13 protein-coding genes are annotated in these 13,864 nt (G+C 73.3%); 6 read left to right on the top strand and 7 right to left on the bottom strand.

All coding sequences use genetic code 11. The features are described 5' to 3' along the window. Positions 1-44: 44 nt before the first annotated feature. A complete protein-coding gene (locus M4486_RS12410; protein WP_249477520.1) occupies positions 45-971 on the bottom strand; it encodes an SDR family oxidoreductase in 927 nt (308 codons plus the stop codon). A gap of 199 nt (positions 972-1,170) precedes the next feature. Beyond that, a complete protein-coding gene (locus tag M4486_RS12405) occupies positions 1,171-1,623 on the bottom strand; it encodes a DoxX family protein (protein ID WP_249477519.1) in 453 nt (150 codons plus the stop codon). Positions 1,624-1,818: 195 nt separating this feature from the next. Between M4486_RS12405 and dnaB the strand changes: the two genes are divergently transcribed. Both dnaB and M4486_RS12395 read left to right on the top strand, forming a co-directional pair. Beyond that, entirely contained in the window at positions 1,819-3,198 is a 1,380-nt protein-coding gene (gene dnaB, locus M4486_RS12400) for a replicative DNA helicase (RefSeq protein ID WP_200503355.1), read from the top strand. 278 nt (positions 3,199-3,476) lie between these two features. After that, positions 3,477-4,685, top strand: coding sequence for an ATP-binding protein (locus M4486_RS12395; RefSeq protein WP_346731745.1), 1,209 nt, complete (start codon positions 3,477-3,479; stop codon positions 4,683-4,685). A gap of 29 nt (positions 4,686-4,714) precedes the next feature. Here M4486_RS12395 and M4486_RS12390 read toward each other — a convergent pair whose 3' ends face one another. Together M4486_RS12390 and M4486_RS12385 are read right to left on the bottom strand one after the other, a co-directional pair. Next, complete coding sequence (locus M4486_RS12390) at positions 4,715-5,332, bottom strand: GNAT family N-acetyltransferase (RefSeq protein ID WP_249477517.1); 618 nt, start codon at positions 5,330-5,332, stop codon at positions 4,715-4,717. Further along, the gene (locus M4486_RS12385; RefSeq protein WP_249477515.1) at positions 5,329-6,333 is read right to left on the bottom strand and encodes a hypothetical protein; all 1,005 of its coding nucleotides are present in this window, start codon (positions 6,331-6,333) and stop codon (positions 5,329-5,331) included. The genes M4486_RS12390 and M4486_RS12385 overlap by 4 nt, the downstream gene beginning before the upstream one ends. A 57-nt stretch (positions 6,334-6,390) precedes the next feature. Between M4486_RS12385 and M4486_RS12380 the strand changes: the two genes are divergently transcribed. The 3 genes from M4486_RS12380 to yczE all read left to right on the top strand — a co-directional run bounded on the left by M4486_RS12380 (position 6,391) and on the right by yczE (position 9,574). Beyond that, entirely contained in the window at positions 6,391-7,782 is a 1,392-nt protein-coding gene (locus M4486_RS12380) for an MFS transporter (protein ID WP_249477513.1), read from the top strand. Positions 7,783-7,871: 89 nt separating this feature from the next. Then, complete coding sequence (locus M4486_RS12375) at positions 7,872-8,849, top strand: alpha/beta hydrolase (protein WP_249477511.1); 978 nt, start codon at positions 7,872-7,874, stop codon at positions 8,847-8,849. A 62-nt stretch (positions 8,850-8,911) separates the two neighbouring features. Continuing rightward, entirely contained in the window at positions 8,912-9,574 is a 663-nt protein-coding gene (gene yczE / locus M4486_RS12370) for a membrane protein YczE (RefSeq protein ID WP_249477509.1), read from the top strand. Here yczE and M4486_RS12365 read toward each other — a convergent pair. Continuing rightward, a complete protein-coding gene (locus M4486_RS12365; protein WP_249477507.1) occupies positions 9,552-10,088 on the bottom strand; it encodes a GNAT family N-acetyltransferase in 537 nt (178 codons plus the stop codon). The two genes, yczE and M4486_RS12365, sit on opposite strands and share 23 nt — an antisense overlap. Then, positions 10,085-10,384, bottom strand: a complete 300-nt coding sequence (locus tag M4486_RS12360; protein ID WP_249477506.1) for a hypothetical protein — start codon at positions 10,382-10,384, stop codon at positions 10,085-10,087. Before M4486_RS12360 ends, M4486_RS12365 begins: the two co-directional genes overlap by 4 nt. Positions 10,385-10,584: 200 nt before the next feature. Here M4486_RS12360 and M4486_RS12355 point away from each other — a divergent pair, with 200 nt between their 5' ends. Next, positions 10,585-11,925, top strand: coding sequence for a serine/threonine-protein kinase (locus M4486_RS12355; RefSeq protein ID WP_249477504.1), 1,341 nt, complete (start codon positions 10,585-10,587; stop codon positions 11,923-11,925). A 15-nt stretch (positions 11,926-11,940) separates the two neighbouring features. On the opposite strand, the gene M4486_RS12350 is transcribed toward M4486_RS12355, so the two are convergent. Next, on the bottom strand, positions 11,941-13,620 hold the full coding sequence (locus tag M4486_RS12350) for a serine hydrolase domain-containing protein (protein ID WP_249477502.1): 1,680 nt from the start codon (positions 13,618-13,620) through the stop codon (positions 11,941-11,943). Positions 13,621-13,864: the final 244 nt, after the last annotated feature.

The following is a 13,864-nucleotide window of genomic DNA, read 5'->3' as shown; positions in this document are numbered from 1 at the left end:
CGCCGCTGCGCGCCGGGCACAAACCCGTGCGCGCTCCTCGTGACCTAGCAGACGCCGCGGTCCGTGCTCGTCCATTCGCTCAGAGAGGGGCCGATCAGGCGGGCCGACGGGCTCGGCAGGAGGGTGTCCGCGCTGATCAGACCGCCGAAGTAGGGGGCGCGGGGTGACTCGCGGAGGGTCGGCGAGTCGGTCCCGAGGGCGGTGCGCACGAATGCGGCGAGGGGCATCCGCTCGGGCCCGGCGATCTCGAGGTCGCCGCCGAGGGTCGTGGTGACTCCGTCGGCCCCGAGGATCCGGGCGACGAGTCGGGCGAGGTGCGCGGCGACCGCGTCGCCGGCGATCGGCTGGACCTGGATCGCCGGGAGCAGGATCGCGGGGCGCGTCCCGTCCGGCTCGTCCGTGCGCTCGGTGTGCTCCGTGCGCTCCGTGCGCTCCGACGCCTCGGCGATGCCGCGCGCGAACTCGAAGAACTGGGTGGCGTGCAGGATCGTCCAGGGGATCCCGCCGTCCCGGACGATCTGCTCCATGCCGGCCTTGGCGCGGTAGAAGGGCACGTCGGGCGCGCGGTCGGCCCCGACGATCGAGAGCGAGAGGTGGCGGCGCACTCCCACGGCGCGCTCGGCCTCCAGCAGGTGGCGGATCCCGGTCGTGAAGAAGGCCTCGAGGACCTCGGGCGCGAAGGACCGTGGCTTCGAGGTGTCGACCACGATGTCCGCGCCGCGCAGGGCCTTCTCGAGGCCCTCGCCGGTCACGGTGTCCACGCCCGTGGAGGGCGAGGCGACGACCACCTCGTGGCCCTCCGCCTCGAGCAGCCGCACGAGCTTCGCGCCGATCGTGCCCGTGCCGCCCACGACGACCACGCGGGCGGACGCGGACCCGTGAGCGGCGGCGGACCCGTGGGCGGTCGCGGTCGTGGTTGCGGCGGTGGGCGCGGGCCCGCCGGGCTGCTCGGAGCGTGCGGAACCTGCCATCGGAAGGGGCCTCCTGGAACGCGACGGGGCACGAGGAGCGCGGATCGCTCCGCACCCATCGTGCCCCGTGGTCGTCACCGATGGGCCCTCGGCCCGTAAGCGGTGTCGAAACCCTGTCGAGCCGGTGCCGAGCCGGTGCCGATCGGACCGTGCGTCGTGCGGCCCGTCGGTCGTTCAGCCCGTGCGCCGTGCGCGCGTCTCAGGCGCGCGCGGAGCGCCTGCCCGAACGCCGGCCCACGAAGAGGTGGTCCAGGGAGAGGCGGCCGGAGCCGGTCGCGGCCAGCGCCAGCGCGCCGGCGCCGAGGCCGCCCACGAGCTCCCAGCCGCCGCCGTCGACGAAGACGCCCGAGCCCACGTGGACCAGCAGGGCCGCGACGAGCATGTCGATCGCGAGCAGGATCCCGACCCACGGCGTGAGCACGCCGAGGATGAGGGCGATGCCGCCGGCGAGCTCGAGGATCGCCACGACCGGGGCGGCGAGCTCGGGCATGGGAACGCCCATGCCCGCGAAGTTCTGCGCGGTCGCGTCCAGTCCCCACTCGGAGATCTTCTGGATGCCGTGGGCCGTGAAGACGACGCCCAGGACGATGCGGGCGACGAGCAGGCCGAGGTCGCGGGTGGTCGAGTGGCGCTGTGCGGTGGCGGTGGCCATGAGGGGTCCTTCCGTCGGATGCGGGGGTCGACCCGGGCCCGCGCCCGCCACGGCGAGCGTCCGGCATCGGGCGGTGGCCGCCCACGGTAGTGGAAAGATCAAAGAGTTGGGAAGGGGGCGTGCGACTCCACACGCGGTCCGCGTGGATCCACAGCCCCGTCGGGCGGCGTCGGCCCTCTTCCCTAGACTGTCCCGGTGACCCAGAACGACGCCTTCGAACCCGGCCCCGATCGCGGACTCGAGCGGACCCCGCCGCAGGACCTCGCCGCCGAGCGCGGCGTGCTGGGCGGGATGATGCTGTCCAAGGACGCGATCGCCGACGTCGTCGAGAAGGCCCGCGGCTCGGACTTCTACCGCCCCGCGCACGAGGTCATCTTCGACGCGATCACCGACCTCTACTCGCGCGGCGAGCCCGCCGACCTGGTCACCGTCTCCGACGAGCTCACCAAGCGCGGCGAGCTGCAGCGCGTGGGCGGCGGCGCCTACCTCGCCGACCTCATCGACATGGTCCCCACCGCCGCGAACGCCGGCTTCTACGCGGACATCGTCGTCGAGCGCGCGACCCTGCGCCGCCTCGTCGAGGCCGGCACCCGCATCGTCCAGCTCGGCTACGCGGCCGACGGCGGCGAGGTCGAGGAGGTCATCAACGAGGCGCAGGCACAGGTCTACGCGGTCACCGAGCGCGGTCAGAGCGAGGACTTCCTGCCGCTGTCCGAGGTCATCGGCGGCACCATCGACGTCATCGAGGCCACGCAGAACCGCGGCGGCCAGGTCACCGGCATCCCCACGGGGTTCTCCGAGTTCGACGAGATCACGCAGGGCCTGCACCCCGGGCAGATGATCATCTTCGCCGGCCGCCCCGCGATGGGCAAGACGACGCTGGGCATGGACGTGCTCCGCTCGGCGTCGATCCACAACGGCCAGACCAGCGTCATCTTCTCCCTGGAGATGGACAAGACCGAGATCACCATGCGTCTGCTCTCGGCCGAGGCGCAGGTGCCGATGGGCAAGATGCGCGACGGCTCGATGGACGACCGCGACTGGCAGGCGATGGCGCGCGCCATGAGCCGCATCGGCAACGCGCCGCTGTTCATGGACGACTCCGCGAACATGTCGCTCATGGAGATCCGCGCGAAGTGCCGCCGGCTCAAGCAGAAGCACGACCTCAAGCTCGTGGTCATCGACTACCTGCAGCTCATGAGCTCCGGCAAGCGCGTGGAGTCGCGGCAGCAGGAGGTCAGCGAGTTCTCCCGTGCGCTCAAGCTGCTGGCCAAGGAGCTCGAGGTCCCGGTGATCGCGATCTCCCAGCTGAACCGCGGCAGCGAGCAGCGCCAGGACAAGAAGCCGATGATGAGCGACCTGCGCGAGTCCGGCTCGATCGAGCAGGACGCCGACCTGATCGTGCTCATCCACCGCGAGGACTACTACGAGAAGGAGTCCCAGCGCGCCGGCGAGGCCGACCTCATCCTCGCCAAGCACCGCAACGGCGCCGTGGGCACCATCGCGGTGGCCTTCGAGGGCCACTACTCGCGCTTCAAGGACATGCCCGGGGGCGGCGGCTTCACCGGCGGGTGAGCGGCGGCGCGGCGGCACTGAGCGCCGCCGAAGAAATGAGGACGGCGGGCCGGGATGCACGCGTGCGTGCCCGGAATCTTCGTGGAGCGGGGCTCGCTCCTGTCCGGGTGTCCTGCAGATCCTTCTCGTGCTGATGGTAGCGTCGAGTCCGTGCTGAAGGTAGCGTAAAGGTCCTGCTGAAGGTAGCGTACGCGCGGCCTTGTGGCGTCAGATGTGCACGTCAGGGGGAAATCGTGGGATACAGACGACGAAGTCTCGACAGCTCGCTCGACGCGCTGATGCCTTCGTTGCCCGCGATCGCGATCGACGGGGCCAAAGGCGTCGGGAAGTCGGCCACGGCCCTGCGGAGGGCATCCCGCGCCTACTTGCTGGATGATCCCGCGCAGCGCGAGCTCCTGGCATCCGATCCGTCGCTGCTGAACGGTGACCAGGGCACGGTCCTTCTCGACGAGTGGCAATGGCTGCCGGAGGTGTGGGATGTCGTGCGGCGTCGAGTGGATTCCGGGGCACGCCCGGGCCGGTTCCTCCTCACCGGCAGTGCCTCGGAGTCCGCTGCGCAGGGGACGCACAGTGGTGCGGGCCGGATCGTCTCGCTCCGGATGCGGCCCATGGCAGTGCACGAGAGAGGTGTCGTCGAGCCGACCGTCAGCCTTGCAGCGATGATGGACGGCGAGGGGGACGCCAAGGTCACCGGGATGACGGACTGGACGACGTCCGACTACGCGGAGGCCCTCTCGCGCAGCGGCTTCCCGGGAGTCATGGGGGCCGAGGCGAGGGCCGGACGCGTCCTGCTGGACAGCTACCTCCTGAGGATCATCGATCGAGACCTTCCCGAGGTCGGACTGAAGGTGCGACGCCCGGAAGTGCTTCGCCGATGGATCGCCGCCTATGCGGCGGCGTCGTCGTCGACCACCGCGTACGCCAAGATCATGGATGCCACGACGGGCGGTGATGGGACGCAGCCGGCGAAGACGACGACGATCGCGTACCGAGAGCATCTGACGCAGCTGTGGGTGCTCGACCCCGTACCCGCGTGGGAGCCCGTACGGATCTCGCTGGGACGACTGCAGCAGGCCCCCAAACACCAGCTCGTGGATCCCGCCCTCGCTCTGAGGGCATTGGGGATGAGCGCGAAGACGCTGATGGGCCCGCGGGGCGCGCACATGGCGGGACCGCTGTTCGAATCGCTCGCCACGCTGTCCGTCCGCGCGTCGGCGACTGCGGCCGATGCGCACGTGGGCCATCTGCGCACCCGGAACGGAGATCGCGAGGTCGACCTCATCGTCGAAGGGCCCGACGGGCGGATCGTGGGCATCGAGGTGAAGCTCGCGAGGTCGGTCGACGACCACGACGTGCGCCACCTGCTGTGGCTGCGGGAGAAGCTCGGGGACGACGTCGCAGACCTCGTCGTCCTCACCACGGGACCCGAGGCCTACCGGCGCGCGGACGGGGTCGCCGTCGTCCCTCTCGCACTGCTCGGCGACTGAAAGTCGGCCCGTTCGCGTGGGCGAGGCCCTCACCGCAGGGTCTCGACCAGCTCCTCGTCGCTGAGCTCCCGGTCGGAGAAGACGAGCCGGATCGCCGACGGATCGGGGTTCCCCGCGTCGGGTCCCCGGTGGCGCTGCACCAGTCCCAGGCGCCGTGCGAGCGCCGCGGAGGCTTCGTTGTGCTCGAGCAGGAAGGCCACCACCGGCACCTCGGGGGCCGCTGCGCGGGCCGCCTCGATCGCGGCCTGCGCCGCCTCGCGGGCGAAGCCCTGCCCCTGCGACTCCGGGCGGAAGCGGTAGCCGAGGTTCCAGAATCGCGCACCCTGCGCCGCCTCGTCGACCGCCCCGCGCAGCGAGCAGCCGGCATTGCCCAGCAGCTCGTCCTCTCCGCGCGGGCGCACGATCCAGGTGCCCAGGCCATCGCGCTCCCACTGGGCGATCCAGCGCTCGAGCATCGCGCGAGTGTCCCGCTCCTCCGTATGCCGCAGCTGCGGGAAGTGCTGCCACACCCGGGGATCCTCGTACAGGGCGTGCAGCTCGGGAAGATCGGAGAGCCGCGGCACGTGGAGGTCGAGGCGCTCGGTGCTCCGCTCCGGGCCGACGGGTCCGTCGGGCCCGCCCCGATCCCCGCGCTCGTCGACGCTCATGCGAGCCCGTGGCCGGAATCGGCGCCGGAGCGCTCGTCGTGCAGGGCCAGCAGCCGGCGCTCGGCATCGCTCGTCGGCTCGACGCCGTTCCACCAGACGCGCCGGCACGCGGCGCTGTCCGCGCAGGAGGACTCGAAGTCCCGCACCCATGACGCGTACTCGTCGGCCGCCCGGCCCTCGGCCGGCCAGCGCACACGCAGCGCCGCGCGGCCCACCCGCCACGGCTTCGGCGCGAGCCGAGCCCGGTAGGAGCCCTGCGCCGCGCACAGCCTGACGTACAGCGGATCCGAGCCGAGCTCGTCGAGGATGCCGCGGGCCTGCTCGCTCGCGGGCGCCGCGCCCGTCCCGCTGATCAGCACGCGGAAGCCCGCAGCCGTGCGGTGCAGGTGCACGCCCCAGTCGGGGTGGGCCCCGGCGAAGGCCTCGACCCTCTCGCGCACGGCCGTCGCCTCGGGCGTCGCGTCGAGCGCATCGGACACGCCTGGCGCGTCGTCGAGTCTGGTCCCCGTGCGCGCATCGGCCCCGGCGTTCGCGTCGTCGCCCGCGGTGGCGGGCGCCTGCGCCCGTCGGCCGAAAAGACGCCCCAGCAGGGACGGGCGCTCCCCGCCCGCGCCCCCAGCCGGACCCGCACCGCGCGCGGACCGCCGTCGGCCCCGCGCCAGCGCCGAGGCCGGCAGGTCCACATCGGCGATGAGCACGGCGTCCGTGTTCAGCACGGCGGCGCCGTAGCGGTTGCGGGTGATCACGGCGAGCAGCGCGCCGTCGTCGCCGCGCACCTCCTCGAGGATCTCCTCGCGCACGGGCCGGCCGGGGTAGTACTCGGCCGCGCGGGTGTCCTCGATGCCGCGCGCCGCGAGCTCCTGCGCCCGCCGTTCGGCGCGCGAGAGCGCGTCCTCGCGGGAGCGGTCCGACCACCCCCACACGTCCACGGGGACCTCGCCGCGGCGACGGGTGGGGACGGTGGTGGTGCGCGAGGCCCAGAAGCGGGGGATCGGTTCCATCGGTCCAGCGTATGGGGCGATGCGCGGCGAGTGGGCGAGGAGGGGGAGAATCGACCGGTGACGTCCCCGGACACTCCTTCCTCCTCGACCCCCGATCCCGACCTTCCCGCGGCCTCGACGCGCCCCGCCGCGTCCCGCCGTGCCGCCGCGTCCGGCCGCACCGCGGGCGCCGTCGGGCTCGCGCTCGCGATCGTCTTCGTGGTGACGATCTCGCTGAACCTGCGCCCCGCGGCGTCCGGGCTGGGCCCGCTCATGGAGGACATCACCGGCGCCTACGGAGTGGGCGCCTGGGCCGACGGCCTGCTCACCGCGCTGCCCTGCCTGTGCTTCGGCGCGTTCGGCCTGCTCGCGGTGCCCCTGTCCCGGCGGATCGGCCTCACCGGGACCATCGTGCTCGCCTTCTCGCTGCTCGCGATCGGGCTGATCCTGCGGCCGCTCTCCGGCTCGTTCGGGCTGTTCGTGCTGCTCAGCGCTGTCGCGCTGATGGGGCCGTCGCTCGTCAACGTGGTCACGCCGGCCTGGGTCAAGCACCACGGCGGGCGCTCGACCGTGCTGCTCATGACCGCCTATTCGATGCTGCTCTCGGTCGGGGCGGCCGTCGGTCCGGCGATCGCCGTCCCGCTCGCCTCCGGGGGCAGCGGCTGGCGCTTCTCCCTGCAGGCCTGGACCGTGCTCGCTGTGCTGCCGGTGCTGGTCGGTCTCGTGGTGCTCGCGAAGGTCGGCAACGACTTCCCGCGCGCGGCCGACGGCGTCCTGCCCCCTGAGGACACCGCGTCCGACCCGTCGGTCCCCGATGCCGCGACGGAGCGCTCGCGTGCCCGGGCCGCCGCGCGCGTGGCGGCGCGCAGCGTCCCCCTGCGCCGCTCGCCCACGGCGCTCTTCCTCACGCTCATGTTCGGCCTGCAGTCGATGAACGCGTACACGCAGTTCGGCTTCCTCCCGCAGATCCTCACCGACGCCGGGCTCTCCGGCGCCGCCGCTGGGGCGACGGTCTCGCAGGTCGCCGCCTGGGGCATGATCGGCGGCCTCGTGATGCCGACGGTGATCGCCCGCTCCCAGCGCCTGGGCGTCTTCGCGCTCGCCTTCGGCGTGCTCACCGCGGTCGGCTACCTCGCCCTGATCATCGCGCCGGCTGCCGCGCCCGTCGCCTGGGCGGCGCTGCTGGGCATCGGCGGGTTCGCCTTCCCCACCGCGATCGCGATGATCCCCGGCCGCACCCGCGACCCCGCGATCACGGCGAGGCTCTCGGGGATGGTCCAGCCCGTGGGCTACCTGCTCGCGGGCATCGGCCCGCTCGTGATGGGCGCGCTGCTGCAGGCGACCGGCTCGATGACGCTCGTGCTGTGGCTGCTGGTGGCGAGCGCCGTCCTGCTGGGAGTGGCCGGCTGGCGGGCGAGCGCCAACAGGCTCGTGGACGACGACCTCGTGGACGCCGTCGAGCGCGCCTGAGACCCGATCAGGGGCCGACGGGTAGGGCATCACGCGGCATCACGCGGTGTCCGCACCGCGCGGTCGAGAGCGCATGCGAAGATGCCCTCATGAAGTCCATGCACGTCGAGACCCCCGTCCCGCAGGTCGACGAGGAGGAGGCCTCCGGGGCGCGCGCCCTGCGCGTCGGCGCGTTCATCAGCGCCCAGATGCCCATCGGCCTCTACGAGCTCAACGTGCGCCGCACCCACCACCCCACCAAGCCCGACCGCGAGCTCGTCGACCGCTCGCTGGTCACCCGCTCCCGCCACCGCGGCATCCCCGTGACCTGGATCGACCGTGCCCGCGCGAACACCGGTCTCGTCATCCATCTCCACGGCGGCGCCTACGTGAACGGCGAGAGCCAGAACCACTGGGACTGGCTGTCGGACCTGCGCCGGCGCACCGGCGCGGCCGCCGCGATGCTGCACTACCGGATGGCGCCGGAGATGCCGTACCCCGCCGCCTACGATGACGCCGTCGAGGGCGTGCTCGGCATCCTCGAGGACCTCGACGCCGTCTCCCCGCGCTGGGTCCTCTCCGGCGACAGCGCCGGCGGCGGGCTCGCGCTCGCCGTGGTCCAGGCCCTCCGCGACCGCGGCGAGACCCTGCCCTCGGCGCTGCTGCTGACCTCCCCGTGGGCGGACCTCACGGGCGAGGACCCGCGGCGCACGGCGCAGATCGAGAAGGACCCCGCGGTGCGCCCGGATCTGCTCGCGCGCTGCGCGGCCATGTACGCGGACGGCTTCCCGCTCGACGACCCGCGGCTCAGCCCCCTCGACGGCGACCTCCACGGCCTGCCGCCCGTGCACCTGACCGTCGGCGACCAGGATCTGCTGCTCGGCGACTCCCAGCGCCTGCGCGACGCCCTCGGCCTCGCCGACGTCGAGGTCACCTACCTCGAGCAGCCCGGCGGCTGGCACTGCTACCCGCTGGTCTGGCGCGGACCCGCCGCCCAGCGCGCCCGCCGCGCCCAGATCGCCTTCGTGCGCGACGCCCTCGGCTTCGACGCCCCCGTGAACGAAGGTCGCCGCGCCGCCGCGCACTGACCTCCCCCGCGGAGCGTGGGCCGTCGCGTCGTCGACGGGCGGATTCCTGGGATGCTGGACGCATGCCCGCCGCTCTCGAGAACGTCAGCCTGCGCGACCAGTTCCACCTGGACCGCATCGCGCTGCGCCTGCTCTCCCTGTTCCTGGGCCTCACCGGATACGGCGCCGCGCTCGCGCTGCTCATCCGCTCGGGTCTCGGAGCGGATCCGTGGGACGTGCTGCACGTGGCCATCTCCCAGCGCATCGGACTGAGCGTGGGCACGGTGATCATCCTGGTGAGCTTCCTGGTGCTGGCCGCCTGGATCCCGCTGCGCCAGCACCCCGGAATCGGCACCCTCGCCAACGCGCTGTGGGTCGGCGTGGCCACCGACCTCACCCTGTTCGTCGTCCCGCCCGTGCACGGCCTGCCGCTCGCGATCACGATGATGGTCGGCGGCGTGCTGCTGAACGCCGTGAGCGACGCCGTCTACATCGGCGCCCACCTGGGGCCCGGTCCCCGCGACGGACTGATGACGGGCCTGCACCACCGCACCGGACGGCCCGTCGGCCCGCTGCGCTTCGGCATCGAGGCGACGGTGCTGGTCGCGGGCTGGCTGCTGGGCGGACCGGTGGGCGTGGGCACCTTCGTGTACGCGATCGCGATCGGCCCGATCGTGGGCTGGGTGCTCCCGCACGTGACGATCCCGGTGCGGCGCCGAGCGGTCAGAGGAGCAGCTGGAGCGTGACCAGGTCCCACCAGCGGTCGAACTTGAAGCCGGCCTCGGGCATGCGGCCCACCTCGTGGAACCCGCAGCGCTCGTGCAGGCGGATCGAGCCGACGTTGCCGGCCTCGACGAGCGCCACCAGGGAATGCATGCCGTGCTCGCGGGCGTGCGCGACGAGGGCCCCGAGCAGGGCCCGGCCCACTCCGCGCCCCTGCGCCGCGGGCAGCAGGTAGATCGAGTCCTCACCGGTGAAGCGGTAGCCCGCGTAGTCGCGCAGCGGGGAGAAGCACGCGTAGCCGAGCACCTCGTCGTCGGGCCCCGAGGCCACGAGCATCGAGCCGCGGTCCAGGTGGGCGTCGAACCAGGCGCGGGAGGACACGGACTCCGGGACCTCGTCGATCCATAGGCCCGAGGAGCTGCGGATGGCCTCGTCGCGGATGCCGAGCACCACGGGAGCGTCCTCGGCGAGGGCCAGCCGGATGCGCGGGGGAGCGGCGGTCGACGCCGCGGCGGCCGGCCTCGGATCTGCGCTCATCGGCGTGCGCCCCCTCGGACGTCGGCTCCGCGACCGGAGTCCGCGTCCATCTCGCGCCGCACGCGCGCGGCCTCCTGCTCGCTGCGCGCGGCGATCCGCGCGAGGGGCGAGGAGCCCTCCGCGGCGGCGCCGTCGGACCTGCCGTGCCTGCCGCGCCGAGTCGACGGCTCCTCGCGCTCCAGCACGAGCCAGACGATGCTTCCGAGGGTGAGCAGGACGGTCAGGGCGACCAGCACGACGAACACGAACGGGTCGAACTCGGAGGGGTCGCTCAGCCAGTCCACGAGCCAGTCCATGTGCCGTCCCCTCTCGCTGTGCGGTGCCGTGCGGTGACGCGCCGTGTCGTGCGCTGCTGTCCTGCGCGATCGCACGGCGCTCGAGGACGTCCACAGGCACGCCGGGAGCGCTGACCTCGCGCACGATCCATCGTACTGTGGACCTGCGCTCCCGCCGCGGGCAGAGCCGCGGATCGGGAGCACGGAGGGAACCGGAGAACATGGCCGACGTCATCGTGGGGCGCTTCGCGCTCATCGACCTGATCGCCAAGGGCGGATCGGGCGCCGTCTGGCGCTCCTGGGACTCCAAGGCCCGTCGACTGTGCGCGGCGAAGGTGCTGCGTCAGCGGGACTCGGCCGATCTCATGCGCTTCGTGCGCGAGAAGGGCGTGAGCTTCGACCATCCCCACCTGCTCACCCCCTACGGCTGGGGCGCCGAGGACGAGCACGTGGTGATCGCGATGCCGCTGGCCAGCGGCGGGACCCTCGAGTCGATGGTCCGTGCGCGGGGGCCGCTCGGCGAGCCCGCCGTGGTGGTGCTGCTGGACCAGCTGCTCGACGGCCTCGCGCACGTCCACTCCCACGGCTGGATCCACCGCGACGTGAAGCCCGCGAACATCATGCTCGAGTCCACCGGGCCGCATCTGCCGCACTCGCGCCTTGCGGACTTCGGGATCGCCGTGCACGAGACCGATGTGCGCTTCACCAGCGTGGGCATGATCAACGGGACCCCCGGGTACATGGCTCCCGAGCTGTTCTCCATGGCCGAGCCGCACCCCAGCCACGACCTCTATGCGGCCGGGGTCGTCGTGCTGTTCGCGCTCAACGGGCCCTTCCCGCTGCGCGACGGCGCCTTCCGACCCGAGGAGCTCTCGCGACGCCTGCGCGGTGTCTCCCCGAAGCTCGCCGCCGTGATCCGACGGATGCTCGAACCGCAGCCCGAGCGCCGCTACCAGGACGCCGCGAGCGTGCGCCGGGACCTGCCGCGCGTGCCTCCCGGCCTCCCGCTCGCCTTCGCCGACGGCGCGCCCCTGCACATCCCGGACACCCTGCCGCCGCTCCCGCCCGACGCCCCGGGCGCGCAGCGCCCCGAGGCCCCCGCGCGCACCGGCCCGTCGATGGAGGAGATCCGCCAGGGCAGCGTCTCGCAGGCCTTCACCCCACCGCAGGGACACGGCCGGCCCTCCGCGCCGGTCGCCCCGCAGGGCGGTCCGCAGGACCACGGCCCCTACCCCTACGGAGGCACGCCGCGGAACGCGGCAGGTCAGAGGCTCGTGGACGGCCATCCGCAGGGGCCGGCGGGCCAGGGGCCCGCGTCCCACGGCTCAGCAGGCGCGCACTCACCGGGCGTGCACTCCGCCGGCACGGGCGAGCAGCCAGGGTCTCCTGCCGCTGCCCCCGCGGGTGCTCCCGCCTGGACGGCCGCGCGACCGGCCCCGGTCCACGCGCCGGCGCCGAGGCCGAGCGGCCGCGGCGCCACCCTCCTGGGAGCGGGCGTCGGCGCCGTCCTCGCGGTCGTGGTCGGAGTGCCGACAGCCGTGCTCCTGGTGAGCCTCCTCTGACCCTCCCGGACCCGGTCAGCCGGCCGTGACCGGCGCGCCCGTGCTGTCGAGGGCCACCGTGTCGAGGGACTGGATGAGGGCATCGGCCCGCGGATCCATGAGCAGCGTGACGCGCAGCCTGCGCCGGCCGGCGGAATCGTCGCCGCCCGCGCCGTCCCCGGCGCCGCCCGCCACGGTCCAGCGCACGCTCGCCCGCGAGAGCACCTCGGCGTCCTCGGCGTGCAGGGCGTCGAGGGCATCGGCCCCCAGCCTCGCGCTCTGCAGGGCTCTCGCGAGGCGTCGGCGCCGTTCCTCGCGAGAGATGTCGAGGTCCATGTTGTCGGCGAACCAGGTGTCGGCGACGCCGTCGGCGAGCCCGTCCGACGTCGCGCCGGTCGTGCCGCCGGGCGCCCCACTCGCCGCCCCGTCGGCCCCGATCCCCGCGCGCAGCCAGTCCAGCGCCGCAGCGGCGGCCTCGAGGGTGCGCGGCGCGGCCGTCGGCAGTCGCGCCGCGAGCAGATGCGGCGCCTGCGCGTCGATGACCCGCAGGGCGTCCATCGCGATCCGCGTCGCGGGCGCGTACTTGCTGTTGGCGAGGACCACCACGCCCAGGCCGCTGTCGCGATGCCACACCATGAAGGACCCGTACCCGGGGTAGCCGCCGGAGTGGGAGACGACCTCGCCGAGGTCCGGGTAGCGCTCGACGACGAGGCCATAGCCGTACCCGCGCACGTGCGTGAATCCGGGGGAGACGCCGTCGGGCCCGTCGGGCAGTGCGGGAGTGTCCTGGATGCGGTGCAGCTGCTGCATCTCGCGGCGGGAGGAGGTGCGCAGCAGCGACTGGTCGCGGTCGGCGGCGTCCGATGCGTCGGCCGCGGCCAGGAAGCGCACCCAGGTCGCCACGTCGGAGACGGTCGAGTACAGGCCCGCCATCGCCCCGTAGACGCCGGGGGAGTCGAACTCGACGGCCTCGAAGCGGGTACGGTCCTCGCGGTCCGCCAGACGGTGACCGGTGGCGATGCGCGCAGTGTCCAGGCCTTCGCGGGAGAAGGCGGTGTCCTCCATGCCCAGGGGCCGCAGGAAGGTCTCGGCGATGTACTGGTCGTAGGGGGTGCCGGTGAGCTCGTCGATGAGTCGGCCCAGCAGGGCGAAGCCGGTGTTGGAGTACTCGAAGCCGGTGCCGGGGGCGTGCACGTGGCCGAGTCCGCCCGCGAGCATCGCCGCGAACTCCTCGCGGGTCATGGCCTCCTGGCGGTCGCCCCACGGGTTGTCGGTGACCAGGCCCGCGGACATGCTCAGCAGGTCCTGCACGGTGATCGCGGGGGAGTCCGGGGTGACGGGGTCGAGGTGTGCGGCCTCGGGCACGTGCCGGGAGATCGGATCGTCCAGGCGCACGCGGCCCTCGTCGCGCAGTCGCAGCACGGCCGCCGTGGTGAAGGACTTGGTCATCGAGGCGATCCGGGAGATCGTCGCGACGTCCATGGGCGCGGAGTCCGGGGCGCGCTCGCCGTCCACCAGGCGGCGCTCGCCCGCGGCCCCGGCGGCGAGCACGGGGGTCTCGTGGTCGTGGCCGCCGACGACCGCCCAGACCACACCGGCGGTGCGGTTCTCATCGACGGCGTCGCGCGCGAGGCGGTCGATCTGCGACGTCGCCTCGTCGGGCAGGACGGCGGGGCCGACGGAGGCAGGGGAATGCGAGGTCGTGGTGCGGGGCATGGCTCCCACTCTAGGGGTGCGGATCGCGGCGCGCGGACCCGCCGATCTGCGGCGTCGGAGCGCCCGACATAGCGAATGCACAGGGAAGCACCAGTGGTTTCCCACGTCGGGGGAGTTCCATGATTCTCGTGACGGACACCCCCTCGTCCCGATCCGGCACAGCTGTCGTGTCGTGATGGTTCCCTGAGTGCCGGGCCGGCGCGCTACCCCCTCTGCGCGCCGGCCCGGATTCTTCTCCGGGACC

Origin of the sequence: Brachybacterium kimchii (assembly GCF_023373525.1) — a bacterium.
In the GTDB taxonomy this organism is placed as follows: domain Bacteria; phylum Actinomycetota; class Actinomycetes; order Actinomycetales; family Dermabacteraceae; genus Brachybacterium; species Brachybacterium kimchii.
Note: the sequence above shows the minus strand (reverse complement) of the source record. Positions and strands in the feature narration are given on the sequence as shown.

Excerpts from the sequence above, each read along its gene's own strand:
- M4486_RS12410 (WP_249477520.1), bottom strand. The coding sequence starts at position 971 with ATGGCAGGTTCCGCACGCTCCGAGCAGCCCGGCGGGCCCGCGCCCACC.
- M4486_RS12405 (WP_249477519.1), bottom strand. The coding sequence starts at position 1,623 with ATGGCCACCGCCACCGCACAGCGCCACTCGACCACCCGCGACCTCGGC.
- M4486_RS12395 (WP_346731745.1), top strand. The coding sequence starts at position 3,477 with ATGCCTTCGTTGCCCGCGATCGCGATCGACGGGGCCAAAGGCGTCGGG.
- M4486_RS12390 (WP_249477517.1), bottom strand. The coding sequence starts at position 5,332 with ATGAGCGTCGACGAGCGCGGGGATCGGGGCGGGCCCGACGGACCCGTC.
- M4486_RS12385 (WP_249477515.1), bottom strand. The coding sequence starts at position 6,333 with ATGGAACCGATCCCCCGCTTCTGGGCCTCGCGCACCACCACCGTCCCC.
- M4486_RS12375 (WP_249477511.1), top strand. The coding sequence starts at position 7,872 with ATGAAGTCCATGCACGTCGAGACCCCCGTCCCGCAGGTCGACGAGGAG.
- yczE (WP_249477509.1), top strand. The coding sequence starts at position 8,912 with ATGCCCGCCGCTCTCGAGAACGTCAGCCTGCGCGACCAGTTCCACCTG.
- M4486_RS12365 (WP_249477507.1), bottom strand. The coding sequence starts at position 10,088 with ATGAGCGCAGATCCGAGGCCGGCCGCCGCGGCGTCGACCGCCGCTCCC.
- M4486_RS12360 (WP_249477506.1), bottom strand. The coding sequence starts at position 10,384 with ATGGACTGGCTCGTGGACTGGCTGAGCGACCCCTCCGAGTTCGACCCG.
- M4486_RS12355 (WP_249477504.1), top strand. The coding sequence starts at position 10,585 with ATGGCCGACGTCATCGTGGGGCGCTTCGCGCTCATCGACCTGATCGCC.
- M4486_RS12350 (WP_249477502.1), bottom strand. The coding sequence starts at position 13,620 with ATGCCCCGCACCACGACCTCGCATTCCCCTGCCTCCGTCGGCCCCGCC.